The 23,979-nt window shown below is 70.7% G+C and carries 25 protein-coding genes; 17 read left to right on the top strand and 8 right to left on the bottom strand.

Annotated elements, in window-relative coordinates:
* Positions 1–306: 306 nt before the first annotated feature.
* On the bottom strand, positions 307–531 hold the full coding sequence (locus tag ACIQCZ_RS14335; protein ID WP_402282371.1) for a DivIVA domain-containing protein: 225 nt from the start codon (positions 529–531) through the stop codon (positions 307–309).
* Between the two features lie 470 nt (positions 532–1,001).
* Between ACIQCZ_RS14335 and ACIQCZ_RS14330 the strand changes: the two genes are divergently transcribed.
* Positions 1,002–1,925 carry a DMT family transporter gene (locus ACIQCZ_RS14330; RefSeq protein ID WP_402282370.1) on the top strand — a complete coding sequence of 308 codons (924 nt, stop codon included), beginning with the start codon at positions 1,002–1,004 and terminating at the stop codon, positions 1,923–1,925.
* Here the strand turns inward: ACIQCZ_RS14330 and ACIQCZ_RS14325 are convergent.
* A complete protein-coding gene (locus ACIQCZ_RS14325; RefSeq protein ID WP_402282369.1) occupies positions 1,915–2,118 on the bottom strand; it encodes a hypothetical protein in 204 nt (67 codons plus the stop codon). The genes ACIQCZ_RS14330 and ACIQCZ_RS14325 overlap by 11 nt on opposite strands.
* Before the next feature lie 144 nt (positions 2,119–2,262).
* Here ACIQCZ_RS14325 and ACIQCZ_RS14320 point away from each other — a divergent pair, with 144 nt between their 5' ends.
* From ACIQCZ_RS14320 to ACIQCZ_RS14305, 4 genes are all read left to right on the top strand, one after another.
* A complete protein-coding gene (locus ACIQCZ_RS14320; protein ID WP_402282368.1) occupies positions 2,263–3,480 on the top strand; it encodes a sensor histidine kinase in 1,218 nt (405 codons plus the stop codon).
* Positions 3,481–3,635: 155 nt separating this feature from the next.
* A complete protein-coding gene (locus ACIQCZ_RS14315) occupies positions 3,636–4,370 on the top strand; it encodes a response regulator (RefSeq protein WP_402282366.1) in 735 nt (244 codons plus the stop codon).
* A gap of 55 nt (positions 4,371–4,425) precedes the next feature.
* Positions 4,426–5,616, top strand: a complete 1,191-nt coding sequence (locus ACIQCZ_RS14310) for a cytochrome P450 (RefSeq protein WP_402282365.1) — start codon at positions 4,426–4,428, stop codon at positions 5,614–5,616.
* Positions 5,617–5,632: 16 nt separating this feature from the next.
* Complete coding sequence (locus ACIQCZ_RS14305) at positions 5,633–6,052, top strand: PaaI family thioesterase (RefSeq protein ID WP_361452089.1); 420 nt, start codon at positions 5,633–5,635, stop codon at positions 6,050–6,052.
* 48 nt (positions 6,053–6,100) lie between these two features.
* Here ACIQCZ_RS14305 and ACIQCZ_RS14300 read toward each other — a convergent pair whose 3' ends face one another.
* On the bottom strand, positions 6,101–7,138 hold the full coding sequence (locus tag ACIQCZ_RS14300; RefSeq protein WP_402282362.1) for a Gfo/Idh/MocA family oxidoreductase: 1,038 nt from the start codon (positions 7,136–7,138) through the stop codon (positions 6,101–6,103).
* Between the two features lie 137 nt (positions 7,139–7,275).
* Between ACIQCZ_RS14300 and ACIQCZ_RS14295 the strand changes: the two genes are divergently transcribed.
* The 6 genes from ACIQCZ_RS14295 (at position 7,276) to ACIQCZ_RS14270 (ending at position 13,169) form a co-directional block, all read left to right on the top strand.
* The gene (locus ACIQCZ_RS14295; RefSeq protein WP_402282361.1) at positions 7,276–8,034 is read left to right on the top strand and encodes a GntR family transcriptional regulator; all 759 of its coding nucleotides are present in this window, start codon (positions 7,276–7,278) and stop codon (positions 8,032–8,034) included.
* A 333-nt stretch (positions 8,035–8,367) separates the two neighbouring features.
* On the top strand, positions 8,368–9,351 hold the full coding sequence (locus ACIQCZ_RS14290) for a sugar ABC transporter substrate-binding protein (protein WP_391740658.1): 984 nt from the start codon (positions 8,368–8,370) through the stop codon (positions 9,349–9,351).
* Positions 9,348–10,400 (top strand): ABC transporter permease, encoded by a 1,053-nt coding sequence (locus tag ACIQCZ_RS14285; protein WP_402282360.1) that lies wholly within the window; start codon positions 9,348–9,350, stop codon positions 10,398–10,400. Before ACIQCZ_RS14290 ends, ACIQCZ_RS14285 begins: the two co-directional genes overlap by 4 nt.
* A complete protein-coding gene (locus ACIQCZ_RS14280; protein WP_402282359.1) occupies positions 10,397–11,269 on the top strand; it encodes an ATP-binding cassette domain-containing protein in 873 nt (290 codons plus the stop codon). The genes ACIQCZ_RS14285 and ACIQCZ_RS14280 overlap by 4 nt, the downstream gene beginning before the upstream one ends.
* Before the next feature lie 131 nt (positions 11,270–11,400).
* Positions 11,401–12,564 (top strand): ROK family glucokinase, encoded by a 1,164-nt coding sequence (locus ACIQCZ_RS14275; RefSeq protein WP_124721377.1) that lies wholly within the window; start codon positions 11,401–11,403, stop codon positions 12,562–12,564.
* Between the two features lie 14 nt (positions 12,565–12,578).
* Complete coding sequence (locus ACIQCZ_RS14270; RefSeq protein ID WP_402282357.1) at positions 12,579–13,169, top strand: hypothetical protein; 591 nt, start codon at positions 12,579–12,581, stop codon at positions 13,167–13,169.
* A 329-nt stretch (positions 13,170–13,498) separates the two neighbouring features.
* On the opposite strand, the gene ACIQCZ_RS14265 is transcribed toward ACIQCZ_RS14270, so the two are convergent.
* The gene (locus ACIQCZ_RS14265) at positions 13,499–14,116 is read right to left on the bottom strand and encodes a hypothetical protein (RefSeq protein WP_402282355.1); all 618 of its coding nucleotides are present in this window, start codon (positions 14,114–14,116) and stop codon (positions 13,499–13,501) included.
* 178 nt (positions 14,117–14,294) lie between these two features.
* Between ACIQCZ_RS14265 and ACIQCZ_RS14260 the strand changes: the two genes are divergently transcribed.
* Entirely contained in the window at positions 14,295–15,230 is a 936-nt protein-coding gene (locus ACIQCZ_RS14260) for an SDR family oxidoreductase (RefSeq protein WP_402282354.1), read from the top strand.
* 271 nt (positions 15,231–15,501) lie between these two features.
* Here ACIQCZ_RS14260 and ACIQCZ_RS14255 read toward each other — a convergent pair whose 3' ends face one another.
* On the bottom strand, positions 15,502–16,686 hold the full coding sequence (locus ACIQCZ_RS14255; RefSeq protein WP_402282353.1) for an MFS transporter: 1,185 nt from the start codon (positions 16,684–16,686) through the stop codon (positions 15,502–15,504).
* 166 nt (positions 16,687–16,852) lie between these two features.
* Between ACIQCZ_RS14255 and ACIQCZ_RS14250 the strand changes: the two genes are divergently transcribed.
* Positions 16,853–17,761: a helix-turn-helix transcriptional regulator gene (locus ACIQCZ_RS14250; protein WP_402282352.1), complete on the top strand. Its 909-nt coding sequence runs from the start codon at positions 16,853–16,855 to the stop codon at positions 17,759–17,761.
* A 376-nt stretch (positions 17,762–18,137) separates the two neighbouring features.
* Here ACIQCZ_RS14250 and ACIQCZ_RS14245 read toward each other — a convergent pair whose 3' ends face one another.
* Positions 18,138–18,704 carry a TetR/AcrR family transcriptional regulator gene (locus ACIQCZ_RS14245; protein WP_402282350.1) on the bottom strand — a complete coding sequence of 189 codons (567 nt, stop codon included), beginning with the start codon at positions 18,702–18,704 and terminating at the stop codon, positions 18,138–18,140.
* Positions 18,705–18,788: 84 nt separating this feature from the next.
* On the opposite strand from ACIQCZ_RS14245, the gene ACIQCZ_RS14240 reads away from it, so the two are divergent.
* From ACIQCZ_RS14240 to ACIQCZ_RS14225, 4 genes are all read left to right on the top strand, one after another.
* Complete coding sequence (locus tag ACIQCZ_RS14240) at positions 18,789–19,214, top strand: nuclear transport factor 2 family protein (RefSeq protein WP_402282349.1); 426 nt, start codon at positions 18,789–18,791, stop codon at positions 19,212–19,214.
* Between the two features lie 286 nt (positions 19,215–19,500).
* Positions 19,501–20,778: a 4-carboxymuconolactone decarboxylase gene (pcaC, locus tag ACIQCZ_RS14235; protein ID WP_402282347.1), complete on the top strand. Its 1,278-nt coding sequence runs from the start codon at positions 19,501–19,503 to the stop codon at positions 20,776–20,778.
* 12 nt (positions 20,779–20,790) lie between these two features.
* Positions 20,791–21,438 (top strand): MBL fold metallo-hydrolase, encoded by a 648-nt coding sequence (locus ACIQCZ_RS14230; RefSeq protein WP_402282346.1) that lies wholly within the window; start codon positions 20,791–20,793, stop codon positions 21,436–21,438.
* Between the two features lie 48 nt (positions 21,439–21,486).
* Entirely contained in the window at positions 21,487–22,266 is a 780-nt protein-coding gene (locus tag ACIQCZ_RS14225) for an exodeoxyribonuclease III (protein ID WP_402282345.1), read from the top strand.
* Positions 22,267–22,285: 19 nt separating this feature from the next.
* Here ACIQCZ_RS14225 and ACIQCZ_RS14220 read toward each other — a convergent pair whose 3' ends face one another.
* Both ACIQCZ_RS14220 and ACIQCZ_RS14215 read right to left on the bottom strand, forming a co-directional pair.
* Positions 22,286–22,549: a mycoredoxin gene (locus ACIQCZ_RS14220; RefSeq protein ID WP_402282343.1), complete on the bottom strand. Its 264-nt coding sequence runs from the start codon at positions 22,547–22,549 to the stop codon at positions 22,286–22,288.
* A gap of 192 nt (positions 22,550–22,741) precedes the next feature.
* Positions 22,742–23,920 (bottom strand): Cmx/CmrA family chloramphenicol efflux MFS transporter, encoded by a 1,179-nt coding sequence (locus tag ACIQCZ_RS14215; protein ID WP_402282341.1) that lies wholly within the window; start codon positions 23,918–23,920, stop codon positions 22,742–22,744.
* Positions 23,921–23,979 lie beyond the last annotated feature (59 nt).

Below are 23,979 nucleotides of genomic sequence, written 5' to 3'. Positions count from 1 at the left end.
GGGGGGGGGGTTGGGGGCGGGGGGGGGGGGGGGGGGGGGGGGGGGGGGGGGGCGGGGGCGCGGGGGGGGGGGGGGGGGGGGCGGGGGGGGGGGGGGGGCGGGGGGGGCCGCCCCCCCCCCCCACGACGCGAGAGGTCCTTCAGAACTCTTCGTGCGCCTCGGGGTCCCCGCCGCATCTCCCGTGCGACCCGTCGGAGACGCGGACCGGCTCGTCCGCTGTCAGCTCGAACCCCAGGAGGCCGAACCGTTCCGACAGGGCGGGGCGGACCGCGGCGCCGGGCGGAGGCCGGTGCGGGTGAGCCCGGTTCACAGCCCTGCTGCCCTGCGCAATCGAGTGATGGCTTCGTCCACCTGGCCCCGCTCGTAGCCACGTCGGACCAGGTCGAAGCCCGGGAAATCGCTGGGCGGGCTGCCGTCGCGAAGCCGCGTGAGGTAGTCGTCGACCTGATCGCGGTCATAGCCGCGCCGGGCTATGTCGAAGCCGAACTGCTCGTGCGGCGGACGATCGTCGTGCCGACCCGGTCCGGACATGGGCCCCTCCTCCAGCAGGAATCGTTGCCCCACCCTCCCACGTCCGTACGGTCAGGCCGCGTGGCCCCCGTCCACGGTCACTTCCGTACCCGTTGGGTTCCTTGTGCTCGGGCCGTTGTTTCGACACGGACCAGGAAGGCCCTTCGGCCGTACGCGCACCGGCGGGAATCGGACGTCGAGGCGGGGCACGCGGCGCCGTCCGCCGGACCGACGGAATCCGGTCACCCGCGCGTGGCCCTCGGACGCTCCCGGAGGCGATGCGGCCGACCACTTCCACCCCGCTTCCCCGGAGGACGATCCCTCCTCGGCCGTGCGGGCGGCCGGTCGGGGCAGCGGAACTTCCGCTGGTGAGACGGGTGTTCCCACCGGAGGGAGCGGCCCGTTACGGTGAGCGCCCCGCGTGCGAGCCACCGAGGTCTCCACATGGCCCCGCCCCCTTCCCGTTGTGGAGAACCAGGAGAACCAGCCAGGTGTCCTCGATCGCCGCGCCGTCCCTCGCCCCGCCGCGCCGTGCCTGGCTCACCGATCTGCCCGTGCTGCTCGTGGCGGTCGTCTGGGGGTCCAGCTACCTCGCGGCCAAGGGCATCACCACCGCCCAGACCGTCGTCGCCGTCCTCGTACTGCGCTTCGTCGTGGTACTGCCCGTGCTGGCCGTGGCCGGCCGGCGCGGCCTGCGGGCACTGAGCGCGGCGCAGTGGCGGGGAGCGGGTCTGCTGGGCCTGGTCCTCAGCGGGATCTTCCTGGTGGAGACGTACGGAGTCGTGCACACCTCGGCCACCGACGCCGGGCTCGTCATCAGCCTCACGATGATCTTCACCCCGCTCGCCGAGGCCGCCGTGACCCGTGTCCGGCCGTCCCGGGCGTTTCTCGGCGCCGCAGGGCTCTCGGTGGCCGGTGTGGCACTGCTGACCCAGGGCGGCGGATTCACCGGCCCGTCGGCGGGCGACCTGCTGATGCTCGTGGCCGCCCTCGCCCGTACCGTGCACGTGCTGCTCATGGCCCGCATGAAATCGGTGCAGGGGGCGGACTCGCTGTCGCTGACCACGGTCCAGCTCGGCAGTGCCGTCGCCGTCTTCGCCGTGCTCGCGGCCGCGCCCGGCACCGGCCGGGCGCCGTGGACGGTGGCCGCGGGCTTCGGGGTCCGGGAGTGGGGCGGGCTGCTCTTCCTCTCCGTCTTCTGCACGCTCTTCGCCTTCTTCGTGCAGATGTGGTCGGTGCGCCGCACCTCGCCGTCCCGGGTCGGTCTGCTGCTCGGTACGGAACCGCTGTGGGCCGCCGCCGTGGGCATCGCGATCGGCGGTGAACGGCTCGGCGTCCTCGGTGCGGTGGGTGCTCTGCTGGTCCTGGTGGGCACCGGCCGGGGGCGCCGCGCGGTGAACCCCGCTACTCCTTGAGCCGGTCGGCCGCCACCATCACCGCCGCACCCGCCACGGCGAGCACGATGTTCACGAAGGTCGCGTAGGGACCGACGAAGTCCAGCCGCCGCACCAGAGTCCAAAACCGGAACCATCCCGTCCATTCGTTGACGAGTCCGGCGACCCCCTGGACGAAGACGAGGAAGCCGACCGACTCGCAGATTTTCTTCATGGCGGGAGCCTCCCGGCTCCCGTCGGCCCGCCGCGTCGGCCACCGGACTGCCGCGCCGCGCCGAAAGTCTCGCGTCCTGCGACTTTGGTGTCTCACTGTGCCGGGATCGTCGGCACCTGTGCCTGACCTGGGTAGTTTTGTCGTATGACGCGTACGGAGTACCCCTGGCTGCTGCCCTCGGCGATGGCCGACCCGGAGCTGCCCGGTGACCAGGCCGGCCGCTCACGACGCACCGTGCGGGACTGGATCGTCGACCTCACCGCCTTCCTCTGCGCCGCCGGCGTCGGCCTGCTCGCCGCGTCGGCTCTCGACGCCGACCGCACCACCCCGGACGGCGTCGTCTTCGTCGACTGCCTGATCGGAGCCGCCGCCTGCTGCTCCCTGTGGGTGCGACGGCGGTGGCCGGTCGGCCTCGCGGTGGGCCTGATCCTGGTCTCCACCGTCGAACCGGTCGCCGCGGGCGCCCTGCTCGTGGCCCTGTTCAGCGCGGCCGTGCACAGGCCGTTCCGCCCCGTGGCGGTCATCGGGGCACTCGCTCTGATCACGGCCCCCGTGCAGCCGTATCTGCGGCCCGACCCGGACACCTCGTTCACCGCGGCCACGGTCGTCGGCGTGCTGCTGTCGCTGCTGGTGCTCAGCTGGGGCATGGTCGTACGGTCCAGACGCCAGCTCGTCGTCACGCTGCGCGAGCGCGCCCGCCGGGCCGAGACCGAGGCGGAGCTCCGCGCCGAACAGGCACAGCGGCTGGCCCGCGAAGCCATCGCCCGGGAGATGCACGATGTGCTGGCCCACCGGCTGACCCTCCTCAGCGTCCACGCCGGTGCCCTCGAATTCCGCCCCGACGCGCCCCCGGCCCAGGTGGCGCGGGCCGCCGGGGTCATCCGGGACAGCGCGCACGAGGCGCTCCAGGACCTCCGCGAGATCATCGGAGTCCTGCGCAGCCCGGGGGAGAGCGACGACAACCGGCCGCAGCCCACCCTCGCCACCCTGGACTCCCTGATCGACGAGTCCCGGCTGGCCGGTATGAGGGTCACTCTCGACAGCCGCATCACCGACCCCGCCGCGGCCCCCGCCGCCACCGGCCGCACGGTCTACCGCATCGCCCAGGAGGGTCTGACCAACGCCCGTAAACACGCACCGGGCGCCGAGGTCGGTGTCACCGTCGCCGGCGGTCCTGGGGACGGGCTCACCATCGAGGTGCGCAATCCGGCGCCCACCGAACCGTTCGAGCAGGTCCCCGGCTCGGGCCAGGGGCTCATCGGCCTCACGGAACGCGCCACCCTGGCCGGGGGCCGTCTCGATCACGGGCCGGAGCCGGGCGGCGGCTTCGGCATCCGGGCCTGGCTGCCGTGGCCGGCCTGAGCGGCGCACGGTCCCGGGGTCTTCCGTTCGGATCGGGCCGGATCGGCGGGGCGCGGTGCCGGGGCACGCGAACCCGGCCCGATCCGAACGAGAGGCCCCGAGGCCGTCGCGGACCGGGGCACGTCAGGGGCCGGGGTCTGGCTACGGTTGTCGTCATGACCACCCCGACGCCCATGGATCCCGTGGCGCAGCCCGTCCGGCTGCTCATCGTCGACGACGACCCGCTCGTCCGGGCCGGGCTCACCCTCATGCTCGGCGGCGCCGACGACATCGACATCGTGGGGGAGGGGGCCGACGGCACCGAGGTCGTGGATCTCGTCGACCGGCTCCGCCCCGATGTGGTGCTGATGGACATCCGGATGCCGACCATGGACGGGCTGACGGCGACCGAGGCGCTGCGGGCCCGCCCCGACGCACCGGAGGTCATCGTCCTGACGACGTTCCACGCCGACGAACAGGTGCTGCGGGCCATCCGCGCCGGAGCCGCCGGATTTGTCCTGAAGGACACCCCTCCGGCCCGGATCGTCGACTCGGTGCGGAGGGTGGCGGCCGGTGATCCGGTGCTGTCGCCCGCGGTGACCCGCCGGCTGATGGCCCGCGCCGCCGGTACCGGCCCCGGGTCCGGCCGAGGCGGCCGGGTGGACCGCACCGACCGGGCGAGGCAGCGGATCGCGGCCCTCGCCGAACGGGAACGCGAGGTCGCGATCGCCGTCGGGCAGGGCCGTTCCAACGCCGAGATCGCCGCCACGCTCTATCTCAGCGTGGCGACCGTGAAGACCCAGGTGTCCCGGATCCTGGCCAAATTCGATTTCAACAACCGTGTCCAGATCGCGCTGTTGGTGCACGACGCGGGCCTGCTCGACGACGAAGGCGCAGACCGGGCCACATAGGCTGAAGCGGTCGATCGCCAGCGATCGAGCCGATCAGACCGGGAGGGGCGATCCCATGTCCGATGCCAGTTTCCATGTCGACTTCGATCTGCGCGGGGTCAAGGACTTCACCGCGAATCCCTATCCGCACTACGAGAAGTTGCGCGCCACGGGTCCCGTGCACACCGTCCGTACCGACGACTTCGACCGGGTCTGGCTCGTGGTGGGGTACGACGAGGGCCGCGCCGTCCTCGCCGACCAGCGCTTCGGCAAGGAGTGGCAGGGGCTGGTGGACCGGCCCGACGGGAACGATCCGATCTTCGCCAACATGCTGGAGCTCGACGCACCCCACCACACCCGGCTGCGCAAGCTCGTCACCCGGGAGTTCACCGCACGCCGGGTCGAGGCCCTGCGCCCCCGCGTCCAGCAGATCACCGACGAACTCCTCGACGCGATGGTGCCGGCCGGGCGGGCCGATCTCGTGGACGCGTTCGCCTTCCCGCTGCCGATGACCGTCATCTGCGAACTGATCGGTGTGCCGGACCTGGACCGCAACGCCTTCCGCCGGCTGTCGAACGGCGTCGTCACCCCGGCCACGCCGGAGCAGGAGCGCGAGGCCGTGGCCGCCATGGGGGCCTACCTCGGCGAACTGATCGAGGACAAGCGGTCCTCGCCCGGTGACGACCTGATGAGCGCGCTGGTCAGGGCGCGTGACGAGGAAGGGGACGGGCTGTCGCCCGACGAGCTCGTGGGCATGGCCTTCCTGCTGCTCGTCGCCGGGCACGAGACCACGGTCAACCTGATCTCCAACGGGGTACGGGCGTTGCTCGACCATCCGGACCAACTGGCCCTGCTCCGTGCGGACTTCGATCTGATCGACGGGGCCGTCGAGGAAATGCTGCGGTACGACGGACCGGTGGAGACCGCCACGTTCCGCTTCCCCCGCGAAACGGTCCGGGTCGGCCGGCGGGTCATTCCGGCGGGCGAGCCGGTCCTGGTCTCCCTGGCGGGCGCCGACCGCGACGCCGGCCGCTATCCGGAAGCGGACCGCTTCGACATCCGCCGTGACACCCAGGGGCATCTGGCCTTCGGACACGGCATCCACTTCTGCCTGGGTGCGCCGCTGGCCCGGATGGAGGGCCGGATCGCGATCCGGTCGCTGCTGGAGCGGTGCCCCGGTCTCGTACTGGACACGGACGGCGGGGAGCCGGACTGGCTCCCCGGCATGCTGATCCGTGGGGTGCGTGGGCTGCCCGTCCGCTGGTGAGGTAAAAAGCTCTGCCATGACGGGACTTGATTTGAAGATGGCACAGAAGGTGCTCGACAGTCAGCCGTTCAGCGGGCTGGTCGGGGCGAGGATCACCGCGTTCGGGGACGGTGCGGCCACCCTGGAGGTGGACATCCGTCAGGAGCTCCAGCAGCAGAACGGCTTCGTGCACGGCGGGGTCCTGGCCTACGCCGCCGACAACTCGATCACCTTCGCCGCCGGGACGACCCTCGGCCCGGCCGTGCTGACCGGCGGCTTCTCCATCCAGTACGTCCGGCCCGCCACCGGCCGCACACTCGTCGCCCGCGCCGAAGTCGTGCACACCGGCCGCCGCCAGGCCGTGGTCCGCTGCGAGCTGTTCGCCACGGGGGAAGAGGGGGCACGGACGCTCTGCGCGGTGGCCCAGGGGACCGTACTGTCCGCCACACCGTCCTGAAACGCCTCCGCCCCGCTCCCGGCCGCCGGGAGCGGGGCGCCGCGGGACTCATCCCGCGGCATGAGCGCCGGACCGGGCGGCCGCCCCGTCGGCGATCTCGGCGATCGCCACGGGGCGCCGCTCCCGCCGGGACACCTCGCACGCCTCGGCGATCAGCAGCGCGTACCACGCCTCCCGGCCGTCGCACGGATTGGGCAGCTCGCCCCGCACCACCCGTACGAACGCGTCCAGTTCCGCCTCGTACGCCGGGGCGAACCGCTCCAGGAAGCCCGGCCAGGGGCGGCGCGGCGCGGCCGGGCCCCGCGGCTCCGCCGAGGTGACCGGAGTGCGGTCGTCCAGGCCGACCGTGAGCTGGCCGAGCTCGCCCGCCAGCTCCATCCGCACGTCGTAACCGGCGCCGTTGCAGCGAGTGGCCGTCGCCGTGGCCAGGGTGCCGTCGTCGAGAGTCAGCAGGGCCGCCGCCGTGTCGACGTCACCCGCCGCCCGGAACATCCCGGGTCCGGCATCCGAGCCGGTGGCGTACACCTCGGTCACCTCACGGCCCGTCACCCACCGCAGCATGTCGAAGTCATGGACCAGGCAGTCCCGGTACAGCCCTCCGGAGAGCGGCAGATACGCGGCGGGCGGCGGTGCGGGGTCCATGGTCATGGCCCGTACGGTGTGCAGCCTGCCCAGCGCCCCGGCCCGCACCGCGGTGCGGGCCGCCTCGTACCCGGCGTCGAATCTGCGCATGAAGCCCAGTTGCAGGACGCTGCCCGCCCGGTCGACCTCGCACAGCGCGCCCAGCGTCCCCGGCAGGTCCAGCGCGATCGGCTTCTCGCAGAACACGGGCAGCCCCGCGCGCGCGGCCTGCCCGATCAGATCCGCGTGCGTCGAGGTGGCCGAGGCGATCACCACGGCGTCCACGCCCGCGCCGAACACCTCGGCGGCGCTGTCCGCGGCCCGCGCACCGAGGCGGTCCGCGACCTCGGCCGCCCGTGCCCCGTCGGTGTCCGTCACCACCAGGGCGTCGACCGCGGGATGGCGGGCCAGCACGCCCGCGTGGAAGGAGCCGATCCGGCCGGTGCCGATGAGTCCGATGCGCATGGACCCAACGTGCCGCCCACCGACTGCGCTGTCAACCATATGTCCTGACAAGGCGAGGTTTGTTCGATCTTCATGCTGTCCGGACAACAGGACGACCGGACTACCGGAGGTTCTGACGTGAGGGATACCCTCCACGCGTGCCCAAACCCACCACCGACCCCGCCGCACTCGAACTCGGTGTGGACCGCACCAGCCCGGTTCCGCTGTACTATCAGCTGGCCCAGCAGCTGGAGGCGGCCGTCGAGCAGGGCCGGCTGGCCCCCGGCAGCCTCCTCGGCAACGAGATCGAGCTCGCGGCCCGGCTCGGGCTGTCCCGCCCCACCGTCCGCCAGGCCATCCAGTCACTGGTCGACAAGGGACTGATGGTCCGCCGCCGAGGCGTCGGCACCCAGGTCGTGCACAGCCGGGTCCGGCGCCCCCTCGAACTGAGCAGCCTGTACGACGACCTGGAGGCGGCGGGCGGACACCCCACCACCCGTGTCCTGCGCAACACCGTCGAGCCCGCCGACGCCGCAGTCGCCGACGCGCTCGGAATCACCGAGGGCACCGACGTGCACCTCGTCGAGCGACTGCGGTACGCGCACGACGAGCCGCTGGCACTCCTGCGCAACCACCTGCCTCTCGGGATCGTCGGCCTGGAGACCGAACGGCTGGAGACCACCGGCCTCTACCGGATGATGCGCGGCGCCGGCATCACCCTGCACAGCGCCCGCCAGGCCGTCGGCGCCCGGCTCGCCACCGCCCAGGAAGCGGCCGCACTCGCCGAGACCGAGGGTGCCGCGCTGCTGACGATGGAACGCACCACCTTCGACGACACGGGGCGCGCGGTCGAGTTCGGTTCCCACATCTACCGGGCCTCGCGCTATTCCTTCGACTTCCAGTTGCTCGTACGGTGACGGGGGTCACCCGGGCCCGCGACGGATGCGGACCCGGGAGGAGGGACGTGGCTACCGGGGGATCGTGTGCGACGGCGTGAAGGAGACGGCGGCCGGGGGCGGCGTCGAGTTCTCCCACGCGGGGAACGAGGCAGGCGGGGAACGGGCCCGGCCCGTCCGGACCGCCCTGAACCGGAACGTCGACCTCCGCCCTGCCGGGCGGCGCCGTCGGCGGCTCGGGGATACTTGGCCGGCAGAGCAGGGTGTGAACCGTCCCCGGTCCACCAGGCAGCACAACGAGCAGCACAAGAAGGGCATGGCGTCGTGGCAAGGGTTCGGACAGGGGTACGTGCGATGGGCGCCGTGCTTGCGGCGGTGCTCGGGGTTTCCCTCGTGGGATGCAGCAGCACCGGTGGCAAGCGTGCGGAGGAGCGCGCGGCGCGGGCTGCCGCCGAGGGCCGGTCCGCGGTGAACACCCCCCGCTGGACCTTCGCCATGGTCACCCACTCGGGCGACGGCGACACGTTCTGGGACATCGTCCAGCGGGGCGCCGAGCAGGCGGCCGTCAAGGACAACATCAAGTTCCTGTACTCGCACAACGACGAGGCGCAGCAGCAGGCCCAGCTCGTCCAGGCGGCCATCGACCAGAAGGTCGACGGGCTGATCGTCACGCTCGCCAAGCCCGACGCGATGAAGGACGTCGTCGCCAAGGCCACCAAGGCCGGTATCCCGGTGATCACGGTGAACTCGGGCTCCGCGGAGTCCAAGCAGTTCGGTGCGCTCAGCCATATCGGCCAGGACGAGTCCATCGCGGGCGAGGCGGTCGGCGACGAGCTCAACGCACGGGGCCGCAAGAAGGCCCTGTGCATCCTGCACGAGCAGGGCAACGTCGGCCACGAGCAGCGCTGCGCCGGGGCGAAGAAGACCTTCGACGGGCAGATGCAGAACCTGTACGTCGAAGGCACCAACATGCCCGACGTCCAGGCGTCCATCGAGGCCAAGCTCCAGGCCGACAAGAACATCGACGCGGTCGTCACACTCGGCGCGCCGTTCGCGGACGCCGCCGTCAAGGCGAAGAAGACCGCCGGCAGCAAGGCCGAGATCGACACCTTCGACCTGAACGCCAAGGTCGCCACGGCCCTCCAGGACAAGACCCTCGGCTTCGCGGTCGACCAGCAGCCCTACCTCCAGGGGTACGAGGCCGTGGACCTGCTCTGGCTCCACCGCTACAACGGCAATGTGCTCGGCGGCGGCCGTCCGGTTCTCACCGGCCCGCAGATCATCACCTCGAAGGACGCCGCCGAACTCGCCGAGTACACGAAGCGGGGCACCCGATGAGCACGGTGACCGGTCCACCCGCCCCGGCCGTGGCCGACGAGCGGCTGCTGCGCACCTCACCGCTGCGCAAGCTGCTCGGCCGCCCCGAGCTCGGCTCGGTGGTCGGCGCCGCGGCCGTCTTCATCTTCTTCTCGATCGTCGCCGAAAGCTTTCTGCGCGCCTCCAGCCTCGGCACGGTGCTCTACGCGGCCTCCACCATCGGGATCATGGCCGCGCCGGTGGCGCTGCTGATGATCGGCGGCGAGTTCGACCTCTCCGCCGGGGTGCTGGTCACCAGCTCCGCGCTGATCTCGTCGATGTTCAGTTACCAGATGACGGCCAACGTCTGGGTCGGCGTCTTCGTGTCGCTGCTGGTCACACTGGCCATCGGGGCCTTCAACGGCTTCATGCTCACCCGGACCCGACTGCCGAGCTTCATCATCACGCTCGGTACGTTCCTGATGCTGACCGGCCTCAATCTGGGCTTCACCAAGCTGATCAGCGGGACCGTGTCGACCAAGACCATCGGTGACATGGAGGGCTTCGACTCGGCCCGTCGGGTCTTCGCCTCGCAGTGGACCATCGGCGGCGTCGAGTTCAAGGTCACCATCCTGTGGTGGGCCGTGCTCGTCGCGATCGCCACCTGGATCCTGCTCCGCACCCGCTTCGGCAACTGGATCTTCGCGGTCGGCGGCGAGGCCGACGCGGCCCGCGCGGTCGGCGTCCCGGTGATCCGTACCAAGATCGGGCTCTACCTCGGGGTCGCCTTCGCCGCCTGGGTCTCGGGGCAGCATCTGCTGTTCTCGTACGACGTGGTGCAGTCCGGCGAGGGCGTCGGCAACGAACTGATCTACATCATCGCGGCCGTCATCGGCGGCTGTCTGATCACCGGTGGCTACGGCTCCGCGATCGGCTCCGCGGTCGGTGCCTTCATCTTCGGCATGACCAGCAAGGGCATCGTGTACGCGGAGTGGAACCCGGACTGGTTCAAGTTCTTCCTCGGAGCCATGCTGCTCCTGGCCACCCTGCTCAACGCATGGGTACGCAAGCGCGCGGAGGCGACGAAATGACGGCCCCCCAGGCACCGGCCGGCCGGCCGGCCGACCAGGAGACGCCCCACCGGGCGCTCGTCGAGCTGGACCGCGTCAGCAAGTTCTACGGCAACATCAAGGCACTCCAGGACGTCTCGCTGGAGGTCCACGCGGGGGAGATCTCCTGCGTCCTCGGCGACAACGGAGCCGGCAAGTCCACACTGATCAAGATCATCGCGGGGCTGCACCGGCACGATGCCGGCACCTTTCTCGTCGACGGCGAGGAGACCACCCTCGTCAACCCGCGCGACGCCCTCGACCGCGGCATCGCCACGGTCTACCAGGACCTGGCCGTCGTCCCCCTGATGCCGGTCTGGCGCAACTTCTTCCTCGGCTCCGAGCCGACCACCGGCGCGGGCCCGTTCAAACGGCTCGACGTGCGGCTGATGCGCGAGACGACCCGTTCCGAGCTGCTGCGCATGGGGATCGACCTGCGCGACGTCGACCAGCCGATCGGCACGCTCTCCGGCGGCGAGCGCCAGTGCGTCGCCATCGCGCGGGCCGTCTACTTCGGGGCCAAGGTCCTCGTACTGGACGAGCCCACCGCCGCGCTCGGCGTCAAGCAGTCCGGGGTCGTCCTCAAGTACGTCGCGGCCGCCCGCGACGCGGGTCTCGGGGTGGTCCTCATCACGCACAACCCGCACCACGCGTTTCTCGTCGGCGACCGTTTCGTCCTCCTCAAGCGGGGCGCCATGTCCGGCAGCCACACCAGGGCGAACATCACCCTGGACGAGCTGACCCGCCAAATGGCGGGCGGCAGTGAGCTGGAGGAGCTCAGCCACGAACTGGAACGGGCCCCGGGGCCGACCCGTCTCGGCTCTCCCCCCGGCACCGACGGCCCGCGGTAGCCCGGACCGATACCCGCGCTCCCCCCACAGGTCCGCCCGCCGCGGCGCCCCAGCAGTGGCAGAATCGAGCTCGACGGGCGCCGTCCGCCGCCGGGAGCACCGCCTCCGGCCCCCCAGACCCCGCAGGGACGATGAGCACGTACCGCGACTTCACACACCGCGGCTCCGCCCGCGCCACCGTCCTGCGGACCGTGGGCACCCGGGAGCGACGCTCGCACCTCACGGCGCCACGGGTACCCACCGTCGGCATCGACATCGGGGGCACGAAGGTGATGGCTGGCGTCGTCGACGCCGACGGCAACATCCTGGAGCAGCTGCGCACCGAGACGCCGGACAAGTCCAAGAGCCCCAAGGTCGTCGAGGACACCATCGTCGAACTGGTACTGGACCTCTCCGACCGGCACGATGTGCACGCCGTCGGCATCGGGGCGGCGGGCTGGGTCGACGCGGACCGCTCGAAGGTGCTCTTCGCCCCGCACCTCGCCTGGCGCGACGAACCGCTGCGCGACGCCCTCGCCTCCCGCCTCGTCGTCCCCGTCATGGTCGACAACGACGCCAACACCGCCGCCTGGGCGGAGTGGCGCTTCGGAGCGGGCCGCGGCGAGGACCACCTCGTCATGATCACGCTCGGTACTGGCATCGGCGGCGCGATCCTGGAGGACGGTCAGGTCAAGCGCGGCAAGTACGGCGTCGCCGGTGAGTTCGGTCACATGCAGGTGGTTCCCGGAGGACATCGCTGCCCGTGCGGGAACCGCGGCTGCTGGGAGCAGTACAGCTCCGGCAACGCGCTCGTCCGCGAGGCCAAGGAACTGGCCGCGGCCGACTCCCCGGTGGCCCATGGCATCATCGAGCGGGTGAAGGGGAACATTCCCGACATCACCGGGCCGCTCATCACCGAGCTGGCCCGCGAGGGCGACGCGATGTGCGTCGAGCTCCTCCAGGACATCGGCCAGTGGCTCGGCGTCGGCATCGCCAACCTCGCCGCCGCGCTCGACCCCTCCTGCTTCGTCATCGGCGGCGGCGTCAGCGCGGCCGACGACCTGCTGATCGGCCCCGCCAGGGACGCCTTCAAACGCCACCTCACCGGCCGCGGCTACCGCCCCGAGGCCCGGATCGCGAAGGCACAGCTGGGCCCGGAGGCGGGTATGGTCGGCGCCGCCGACCTGGCCCGGCTGGTGGCCCGCAGATTCCGCCGTGCCAACCGTCGCCGCGTCGAGCGGTACGAGCGGTACGCCCAGATCTACGACCAGGCGGCCAGCACCATCCGGAACACGCGCAACACTCGTACCTCCTAGGGATCCCCAGAGACATGACCGCAGCCGAGCACCCCGTCCTGCCACGCCAGTCCTCGCCGCCCGACGACGACAAGCGGCCGCAGGACCGGCGCCGGATGATCCGCCGCCGTCTGATCACGGCGACCATCATCGTGCTGCTCATCGGCATCCCGGCCGGCTATCTGCTGATCTCCGCCGGACAGAGCCGCCGCTCCGGCCAGAACAAGGAGGCCGAGGCCTCCGTACAGGGAATGCGCGAGGGCTGGCCGTCCCGGTTGCAGCGCCGGATCTTCGAGCTGCCGATGCCCGGCAACTCCCTGGACGTGCGGTACTACGAGACCAACAACTGGAAGGCCAGCCGGCTGTATGTGGAGTTCCGCACCACGTCCGCCGGGCTCGACCGGTTCCTGAGCCGACTGGGCAGCAGCCGCGCCGACCTGCAGGCCGGAGAGGTCGGCATCAGTGCCCGCGACCAGAAGATCCCGGGCTGGAGCTTCGGGCCCGGCGTCGAGTGGGCGAGCACCACGCACACCAACGAGCGCCCGCGCCCCACCCAGAACATCACAGTGAACATGACCGACCCGATGAACCCTGTCGTCTATGTCGTATCCGCGGCGACCCCCTGAACGGTCCGGGCACTCCGGCGGCGCGCGTCCGACGAACGGTCACACCGCAGGAACCACGGCCGGGTTCCCGCGTTCGGTTCAAGTCCGGCCTGATCGCGACGAGAGACCTTGGGGCGTGTTTCGAAAGTAGCGTCGTCCGCCCGCAGGTCGTCCGGGGCCCGGACCACCGGGTAAGGCCGATGCGTGCTCCTGCTTCTCGCGAACGTGCCCTTCGGCGCGGCGAGCGTGAACGTGGCCGTGGCGGCGCGGCGAGCGTGCACGTGGCCGTGGCGGCGCGTGCGCGACAGATGCCGCGGGGCGCCACGGCCGGCGAGGGACCCGGCCCCGCGCTACTCGCTCAGTCCCACGACGCCCCAGCCCCGCCGGGTGGCCTCGGTCAGCACGCGCCCCCAGTCCTCCAGCAGGTCGGTGAACCCCTCGAAGTGCCCGACCCACCCACTGGCTGCGGCTGCGTGCTCGGCGAAGACCCCGCGCAGCTCGCCGAGCCGCGGGCGTACCCGCTCCCAGGTCGCGGCCAGCTCCCGCACGCTGTCGGGCGACCGTGCGAGCAGCACGCCGTAGAAGAGGGCGGGATCGTCGCTGAAGAAGCCCGCGTCCGTGCGCGACCCCTCACCGTCCGGACCGTCCCGGATCAGCCCGCTCAGCAAGGTGTCCAGTCCGGTCCGGATCTCAGGCTCGGCATGGTCGCGGAACTGTTGCCAGCGGTGCCCGGCCCAGAAGTGCGCCTTGAAGGAGCCGAGGGTGCCACGGAACTCGTAGATGTCGAAGCAGGCGCCGTGGGGTCCTCCCGGCCGCTCCCATTCGCCCTCCGCGGCGGGTTCTTCGCGGTGCCACAAGCCGGTCTCATCGGCGTACCAGGCCTCCCTCAGCCGGGCCAGCCGGTCGCGGGGAGGAACCTCGCCCAGCCATGACCAGTCGGCGATCAGCACGTTGATGTCCAGTCCCATGCGCGGAGCGTACTTCCGGTTCTTCCCGGACAACGCCCGGTTCGCGGACCGCGCCCCGGGCCCGTGAGACGGGTGAAAAAATACGACACAGGGTGTCGGGTTTTGGGTCGAGCATGGTGTCACCGGTCCGCGTCGATGACGGACGTGGACCAGGCCGTGCAGACAGACAAGGAACTCCATGGGATTCATGCCCGACACATCGACACCGGACCTCCGCGGAAAGGTCGCGCTGGTCGCGGGGGCCACACGGGGAGCCGGGCGCGGTATCGCCGTCCAGCTGGGCGCGGCGGGCGCGACGGTCTACGTCACCGGCCGCACGACGCGGGAACGGCGCTCGGAGTACGACCGGCCCGAGACGATCGAGGAGACCGCGGAGCTCGTCACCGCCGCGGGCGGAACCGGCATCGCGGTGCCGACCGACCACTTGGTGCCTGAGCAGGTCCGTGCGCTGGCCGAGCGCATCGACACCGAGCAGGGGCGGCTCGACGTGCTGGTCAACGATGTCTGGGGCGGAGAGCGGCTGTTCGCGTTCGACAAGCCGGTGTGGGAACACGACCTCGACGACGGACTGCGGCTGCTCCGACTGGGCGTGGAGACCCACGCGATCACCAGCCACTTCGCGCTGCCGCTGCTGGTGCGTCGACCGGGCGGACTCGTGGTCGAGATGACCGACGGGACGTCCGCGTACAACGGAACGCACTACCGCAACTCGTACTTCTACGACCTGGTCAAGAACAGCGTGCTGCGCATGGCTTTCGTGCTGGCACACGAGCTGGAGCGGCATGGCGGGACGGCGGTCGCGCTCACCCCGGGCTGGCTGCGTTCGGAGATGATGCTCGACACGTTCGGTGTCACCGAGGACAGCTGGCGCGACGCGCTGGCCACGGTGCCGCACTTCTGCATCTCGGAGAGCCCGTCGTACGTCGGACGCGCGGTCGCGGCGCTGGCCCGCGACGCCGACGTCGCGCGCTGGAACGGCCAGTCGCTGTCCAGCGGGCAACTCGCACAGGACTACGGCTTCACCGACCTCGACGGCTCACGCCCGGACTGCTGGCGCTACCTGGTCGAGGTCGACAGCGCCGGCAAGCCGGCGGACGCGACCGGGTATCGGTGACGGACACCGCTCACGGGCCGGGGCGTGAACAGCAGGAGAGGTGGCGGTGCAGGTCACGCACCTGACCGGCACAAGCCCCCCACTGCCGACGGCGGCCCGGCGGCCCGGCGACGCGTCGACCGAGACCTGCCCGCGCTGCCCGCGCCGACCCGGCGTCCGAGTGGTGGATCAGCTCCTTCGGCCGGGGCGGTCGGTCTTCGCGGTCGCTCAGCCGGAGAGCCATCACGGCGCACCCGCACCGTCTCGACCCCGACCGCTCCTCGACGAAGCACTACTGGTGCGTTGCCGCTGCCGGCACGTGCACCGGCACTGTCGCGGAACGTCGGTCGGTCAGGGCCGCGACCGTATAGACGACGAGCCCCAGGAGGGTCATCGCGCCTGCGGAGAGGTTCACGGCTGTGAAGGTGCCGCCGTTGTTCAGGACCGTCGCGCCGAGGAGCGAGCCAAGTGTGATGCCGGCACCGAAGGCTGCGGTGTTCGCGGTGCCGACGAGGGAGGACTCGTTTCCGGCGAAGCGGAGGACGAAGGTCTGGAGCGGGGTGAGGAGTCCGAAGCCGCATGCGCCGAGGAGGAAGAGCATCGGGACCGTGACGGCACGGTATTGCGCGGTGTACGCGAAAACCGTCAGAGCGCAGGCGAGCACGATCAGCAGCGTGATGGTTGTCGCGTGCAGTGCCCGGTCGGCTGCCCTGCCGGCGAGCCAGTTGCCCACAACGAGGCCGGCCCCGTAGATCGCGAGCAGCCATACGACATCCGTGGAGGAGAAACCGGTCACGGTCGTCAGGAGGGGTTCGATGTAGGTGAACGATGCGAAGAGTCCGCCGAATCCGATCGCCGTCGCGGCCAACGCCAGCCAAAGACGTGCGTTCGTGAAGGGGCGCAGACTCTCACGCAGGTTCGCGGCGGCATGGTCGCGATCGGTGGGAACGAGCACGGCGATCCCGGCCAGACTCGCGGCGCTCACCGCGGTGACGACGAGGAACGAGCCACGCCATCCCCAGACCTGTCCGGTGAGTGTGCCGGCGGGCATGCCGAGTACGTTCGCCAGGCTCAGGCCGGTGAAGACCAGCGCGATGGCACCGGCCTGCTTCCGGCGGGGCACCAGCCGGGACGCGGCAACCGAGGCCACGCCGAAGAATGCGGTGTGCGACCAGGCGGTGACGAAGCGGCTCACGAGCAGGAATGTGAAGGTGGGGCTGAGCGCTGCGACGAGGTTGCCGAGCGTGAAGAACACCATCAGGATCACGAGCACCCGCTTGGTCGGAAGCCGCAGGGTCGCCAGGGCCAGCAAAGGCCCGCACATCTGCCCGATTGCGTAGGCCGTGGTCACCAGGCCGGCATCCGCGACGGAGATGTCAAAGTCGGCGGCGAGCGAGGAAAGCAGTCCGTTGGTGAGGAATTCGGTGGTTCCGATCGCGAAAGCGCTGAGCGCCAGCGCCACAAGAGCAAGAGGCATCGAGCAGATCGCTCCTTGAGTCACAGGTCACAGTGAACGATCTCCAGCGTCGATCCCCCCTTCGTCGCCAACAAGCCATGTCTTTTTCGTAGGATCCGCATTCCTACCACTCACAGGGTCACCTTCACGTCCGATGCCGACGCACACGGTCGATATTCTGAGTGGCATGAAATTGCGCACCGAACTCGGGGAATTCCTCCGCAGCAGGCGTGCACGCATCACTCCGGACCGGCACGGCCTACCTGCCGGACGGGCCAGACGCGTCCCAGGGCTGCGCCGGGAAGAGATCGCCCGGCTCGCCGGGATCAGCCCTGCCTACTACACCCGGCTCGAACAGGGAGTCAGCGTCAACGCCTCCGACCAGGTCCTCGGTGCGGTTGCCCGAGTTCTGCTCCTTGACGCGACCGAGACTGCGCATTTGTTCGACCTGGCTCGCCCCGCCCCGGCAGCCAAACGTCGCCGACCCCCCGTCGAACGCGCTCCGAAACCGGTCCTCGACCTCTTGAACTCGATGCCGCAGGTCCCGGCCGTCCTCCTGGGCCGCCGCAACGACGTGCTCGGCTGGAACCAGCTCGCGCACCGACTGCTCGCCGGCCACCTCGACTTCGACGCACCGGCCGACCCTGCTACCCGACCGTCTGCCACCCGGATGCTGTTCCTCGACGCCCACGTACGCGCCATGGAAGCCGACTGGGAGCATTACGCCCGCACCCATGTCGCGTACCTCCGCATGCTGAGCGGCAGACGCCCCGACGACCGGGCCTTGGCCGAACTCATCGGCGAACTCACCATCCACAGCGCCGAGTTCGCCACCATGTGGGCAAGCGGTAACGTCCGCGAATGCACCTACGGCGACCGCACCCTGCACCACCCCGAAGTCGGCACCCTGACAGTCACCTACCACGCGATGAACCAACCGGCCATGCCCGACTACCGGATCGAGTTCTACACCGCCGAACCCGGAAGCCCATCCTCTGACGCACTGGGACTCCTCGCCCAGCACACCGCCTCCGTAGCTCCGGCATCGAGTGTTTCGTCCGGCATGCCGACGGCGTGGGATCGCTGTCCGGCGTGAGGATCCCGGCCGTCGTCCGGCCGGACCGGGCGGAACAGCTGGGACGCCAGAGCCACGACGGCGGGATCGAAGCCCAGAGCCAGGACCGCGTCCCGCTCCACCCACGATCCATGGCACGCCAAAGACCGCAAGGTCACTGCTCAATTGTCGCCGGTGAAGTTCTTCTGCCCCTTGAACGCGGTGAACTTCCGGACCCGTGAGGCAGGACCGAAGGGCTCAACCTTCTCAGCGGGCCGGCAGAGCGAGACGCTGGGCACCGTCGACGCCGACAGATCCCACCTGGACGTCCGATGTGTACCCCCAGGCGGGTACCGCCTCCACAGGCTCGCCCCCTCAGGGCGGGACCGCATGAGCGCACCGAGCATCGGCGCCGTTCTCAGCCCGGAGGTCCTGCCAGGGCCTTGAACGCCGGGCGCAGCAGGGCGGCGATGTGGTCGGCCGGGGCGCCACGAAGAGCGGTCAGGTTGAGGAACCGGTGGCCGATGGTGACGCCCAGCAAGGTGGTGACGAACAGTGCGGCGCGCAGCTCGGGGTCCTCGCCTGCGGGCAGGGCGGCGCTGACGCTGTCGATCTGCCGATCGAGGGCGACGCGGACGTGATCGGCTGCTGCCGGATCGGTGAGCATCGAGCGCAACATCGCCAGCGTGCCCTCGGGAAGGCCGCCGAGCTTGAGGCCGAGCGTGGCCAGCAGCTGATCGACGAGCACGTCGGTGTCAGTGGTCGCCGGTACTACGGGAAGCGCCTGCGCGGCTCGGGTGAAGAGCTCGCGCTTCGAGCCGAAGTACTGCATGACCAGAGCCGGGTCGACGCTCGCCGCAGTCGCCACGGCGCGGATGGTGGTGCGATCGAATCCCTTCTCGGCGAACAGCTCCCGGGCGCTGTCGAGGATGCGCGCCTCTGTCGCTCGGCGGCGGTCGGCGCGGGACTGGCGAGGAGTGGACACCCATTCACTCTACAGCCGTTGACCGAACTTCCGGCCGGCCCTACGGTAAGTGGGTCAACAAGCGTTGAGCGGATGGAGGCCCCTGTGCCGCATGTGGATACACCTGCTGTTCGCACCCCTCGCGAGGTGCTGAACCGCTACTACCAGGCCATGCTCGACAAGTCCCCGGACGACCTCGCCGATCTCTATGCCGTGGACGCGGTGCACGAGTTCCCGTTCACCTCGCCCGGCTTCCCTCCGCGCTACGAGGGGCGCGAGGCAGTGCGCGCGGGATACCGGGCGGCCTGGGGCGCAAGCCCCGTCCAGGTGCAGGAGGTCAGGAAGATCGCGGCCTACGAGACCGTCGATCCGGAAGTGATCATCGCCGAGCACGTCGTGGCAGGAACGCTGCCGACCGGACGCACCGACTTCACCGTCCCCGGTCTCTTGATCCTCCACATCCGCAGCGGACTGATCACGCGGGCCCGCGACTACATGGACAACTCGGCAGTCGCCAACGCCAGAGGATGAAAGCCGACCTGGCAGGGGCGGACCAACTCACCCGAGAACCAAGGCGAATCGGAGGAGAACCAAGGCGAATCGGACCAGATTCCTCGAATCGGACCGGATTCCTCGAGACGGACCGGTTCCTTGGAGACGGGACATCAACGGTCACCAGTACACGCCGGAGAACACGTACCCGGACTCTCGACGAGAGGGTTCCGGCAGTGCCGGACCTGTCGTCGCGCGAGGGACGAGACCCGCTGGGTTCGCCCCGGCGATGTGAGATTTCGTGGTACATGAGAGGGTCGGGCGGGTGAGCGTGACACCACCGAACACCCTGCAATACCGCTTTGACGGGCCAGAGGACGCACCGGTCCTGGTCCTGGGCCCCTATCTCGGCACCACATGGCACATGTGGGACCGGCAGATACCGGAGCTCACCCAGCAATGGAGAGTGCTCCGCTTCGACCTCCCCGGCCACGGCGGTGCCCCCGCCCACCCGACCTCCGCCGTCACCGAGCTCGCCGACCGACTGCTGGCCACCCTCGACGGACTCGGCGTCCAGCGCTTCGGGTACGCGGGCTGCTCCATGGGCGGCGCGATCGGCGCGGACCTCGCACTGCGTCACCCGCACCGGGTCGCCTCGCTCGCCCTGGTCGCAGCCTCGCCCCGGTTCGGCAGCGCCGACGAATTCCGCCAGCGCGGGGTGGTCGTGCGCACCAACGGTCTGGAGCCGATGGCCCGGACCGCACCGGAGCGCTGGTTCACCCCCGGGTTCGCCGCCGCCCAGCCGGCCATCGTCGAGTGGGCCGTCCAGATGGTCCGCACCACCGACCCCGGCTGCTACATCGCCGCCTGCGAAGCCCTCGCCGCCTTCGACATCCGTGCTGAACTCGGCCGCATCACCGTCCCGACCCTCGTCCTGGTCGGTGCCGAGGACCGGGTGACCGGGCCGGGAGACGCTCGCACCCTGGTCGCGGGCATACCGGACGCCAGGCTCGCCCTCGTCCCCGGCGCCTCGCACCTCGCCCCGGTCGAGCAGCCCGGAGCCGTCACCGATCTGCTCCTGACCCATTTCTCCACGGCCTGGCAGGACACCCTCGCCGCCATCCCCGTACCGCCGCACACCCCGCAGCTCTCCGCTCCCGTGCTGCCCGTCGCGGAGATCACCGCCGCCACCGCACAGCCCGAGACCCGCACCACCGGACGCACCGATCCGTACGAGTCCGGCATGAAGATGCGCCGCGAGGTGCTGGGCGACGCCCATGTGGACCGGGCCATGGCCGCCGCCGACGACTTCACCGGTGACTTCCAGGAGCTGATCACGCGCTACGCCTGGGGCGAGGTGTGGAACCGCGAGGGCCTGGACCGCCGCACCCGTAGCTGTGTCACGCTCACCGCGCTGGTCGCCTCCGGCCGTCTGGAGAGCCTGGCCGCGCATGTCAGGGCCGCACTGCGCAACGGCCTGGCCCCGGCCGAGATCAAGGAGGTGCTGATGCAAACCGCCGTGTACTGCGGCGTACCGGCCGCGAGCGCCGCCTTCTCGATCGCCCAGACAGTGATTCAGGAAGAAACGACGCCCCGTCCGTAGCAGGATGGGGCCATGAACCCCGCGCACCTGAAACTGACCAAGAAGACGCATTCCTGCATCCGCCTGGAGAAGGACGGGCAGACGCTCGTCATCGACCCGGGCGGCTTCTCGGAGCAGGACGCCGCCGTCGGCGCCGACGTGCTGCTGGTGACGCACGAGCACCCCGACCACTTCGACGAGGAGCGGTTGCGCGCCGGCATGGAGGCCAACCCGGCCGCCGAGATCTGGACCCTGCGCAGCGTCGCCGACCGGCTCGCCGCGGCCTTCCCCGGCCGTGTCCACACCGTCGGTCACGGCGACACCTTCTCCGCCGCGGGTTTCGAGGTACAGGTGCACGGCGAACTGCATGCGGTGATCCATCCGGACATCCCGCGGATCACCAACATCGGCTTCCTGGTGGACGGTTCCGTCTTCCACCCGGGCGACGCCCTCACCGTCCCCGACCGGCCGGTCGACACACTGATGCTTCCGGTGATGGCGCCCTGGAACAAGATCTCGGAGGTCATCGACTACGTACGCGAGGTCGGGCCGCGCCGCGCCATCGACATCCACGACGCACTGCTCACCGATCTGGCCCGCCCGATCTACGACACCCAGATCGGCAGCCTCGGCCGCACCGACCACGGCCGGCTGGCCCCCGGGGACTCGACCGGCCTGTGACCGGCACCGGTCCGGCGACTGTCAGTGGGAGCGGCTAGGTTTACGTACATGCGCATCGCCACCTGGAACGTCAATTCGATCACCGCCCGGCTCCCGAGGCTGCTGGCCTGGCTGGAGCGCACCGGCACGGATGTGCTGTGCATCCAGGAGACCAAGTGCACCGCCGAGCAGTTCCCTGCGGACGAGCTCCGCGAGCTCGGCTACGAATCCGCGGTCAACGCCACAGGCCGGTGGAACGGGGTCGCGCTGGTTTCCCGGGTCGGCCTGGCCGATGTCGTCAAGGGGCTGCCCGACGGCCCCGGGTACGAAGGAGTGGAGGAGCCCCGGGCGATCTCCGCGACCTGTGGCCCGGTCCGTGTCTGGTCGGTGTACGTGCCCAACGGCCGCGAGATCGAGCACCCGCACTACGCGTACAAGCTGCGCTGGTTCGAGGCCCTGCAGAAATCCGTCGCGGCGGACGCCGCCGGTTCGCAGCCCTTCGCGGTCCTGGGCGACTTCAACGTGGCCCCGACCGACGAGGACGTATGGGACCCGGCGCTGTTCGAGGGCGCGACCCATGTCACACCCGCCGAGCGGGCCGCGCTCGCCGCACTGCGCCAGGAGGGGCTGTCCGACGTCATGCCCCGCCCGCTCAAGTACGACCGTCCTTACACCTTCTGGGACTACCGGGAGCTGCGCTTCCCGAAGAACAAGGGCATGCGGATCGACCTCGTCTACGGCAACGCGCCCTTCGTCACGGCGGTCGAGGACAGCTATGTGGACCGCGAGGAGCGCAAGGGCAAGGGCGCGTCCGACCACGCCCCGGTCGTCGTGGACCTGGATCTCTGACGGCTCGCCCCGCCGGGGCTCACTCCTGCCGAGCCCCGGCGCGGACGGCCTCCAGCACCTGGCGCCTGGACGGATTCACCATGGGCCTGCCCGCCACGGTGACCGTCGGCACGGTCTCGTTCCCGTTCGCCACGGACCGGACGAAGGCCGCCGCCTCGGGGTCGCGCCAGATGTTCACCTCGCTGTACTGCAACTTCGTGAGCCGCAGTTGCAGGCGCAGCTTCATGCAGTACGGGCAGCCGGGCCTCCAGTAGACGACGATGCCGTCGCGGTCCTCGGTCACCGGAACCCCCTGTTCGCGTGTGTGCGGCAGATCCTAGTGCCGTCGGCTCCGAGCGGCGGATCCCGGCGTGCGGCGCCTTTGTCAGTGGCCGCCGATACGGTGGTCCATGTCCTTGTCCCGCTCGCTGGCTGCTTGCTGTGATCAGGACGGCCCCGCCCGTTCAGCGCCGGGCGGGGCTTCATCCATCGGCGGTCACACTGCGGGAACGCCGTCCCGACCGCGGTCGACGGCCCGGCGCGTGCCCAGTGATGCCCAGGCGGTTCCCAGCGCCAGGACCATAAGCAGCGCGCTCACCCACAGCGGCGACCGGAAGCCGAGTCCCGCATCGATCGCGAGGCCGCCGAACCAGGGGCCGAGCGCGCCGCCCACGTTGAACGCGGCCGTGGCGAACGAGCCGGACAGGGTCGGTGCGTCGGCTGCCAACCGGAACACCCATGAGATCAGAGCCGTCCCGGTGCCGAACGCGAGCATCCCCTGGACGAAGACGAGCGAGATCGTCGCGAACGGGCTCCCCGCACTCAGCGCGAACGCGGTCCAGCCGACGGCGAGCGAGACGAGGCCGGCCGTGGTGAGGGCGAGAGGCCGTGCGTCGACGAGCCGGCCCGCGGCGGTCACCCCGACGAACGAGCCCAGGCCGAACAGCGCGAGGAGGGCGGGCACCCAGGCGTCACCGAGCCCGGTGACATGGGTGGCGAGCGGTTCGAAGTAGGAGAACGCGCAGAACGTCGCCCCTTGGACGAGGGCGCTCGTCAGGAGGGTGAGCAGCAGCCGTGGCCGGGACAGGGTTCGCAGCTCGACGCCCGCGCGCGCGGGGGCGGCCTTCGGCCGTCCCCCCGGAATCGTCCTGGCGATCACGACGACGGCCGGTACGGAGACGAGGGCCACGGCCCAGAACGCCGACCGCCACCCCCAGTGCCCGCCCAGCGCCGCACCGGCGGGCACTCCGGCCACACACGCGATGGTGACGCCCCCGACCACCACGGACGTGGCGCGCGCTCGGGCCTCCGGGCCGACCATGGAAACCGCGGTCACCAGCGCCACGGCCCAGAATCCGGCGTTCGCCAGCGCCCCGACCACCCGGGTCGCGAGGAGCACCCCGTAGCCGAGGGTGAGCGCGCCGACGACATGGACGGCACTGAAGACACAGAGGAAGAACAGCAGCGCGCGGCGGCGCGGCCAGTTGCGGCTGAAGAGCGCCATCACCGGCGCCCCGACGATCATCCCGACCGCGAAGGCCGAGGTCAGCAGCCCCGCTGCCGGAATGGACACGTGGAGGTCGGCGGCGATGTCCGAGACGAGACCGGACAACATGAACTCGGATGTGCCCTGGGCGAAGACGGCGAGCCCGAGCGCGTACACAGCGAATGGCATGAGGAACCCCGTGGACGGCTGATGGATGGACCAGACAGGGGGTGTGGGCCGCGCCCGAA

This window comes from Streptomyces sp. NPDC093149 (genome assembly GCF_044754145.1).
Classification (GTDB): domain Bacteria; phylum Actinomycetota; class Actinomycetes; order Streptomycetales; family Streptomycetaceae; genus Streptomyces.
Note: the sequence above shows the minus strand (reverse complement) of the source record. Positions and strands in the feature narration are given on the sequence as shown.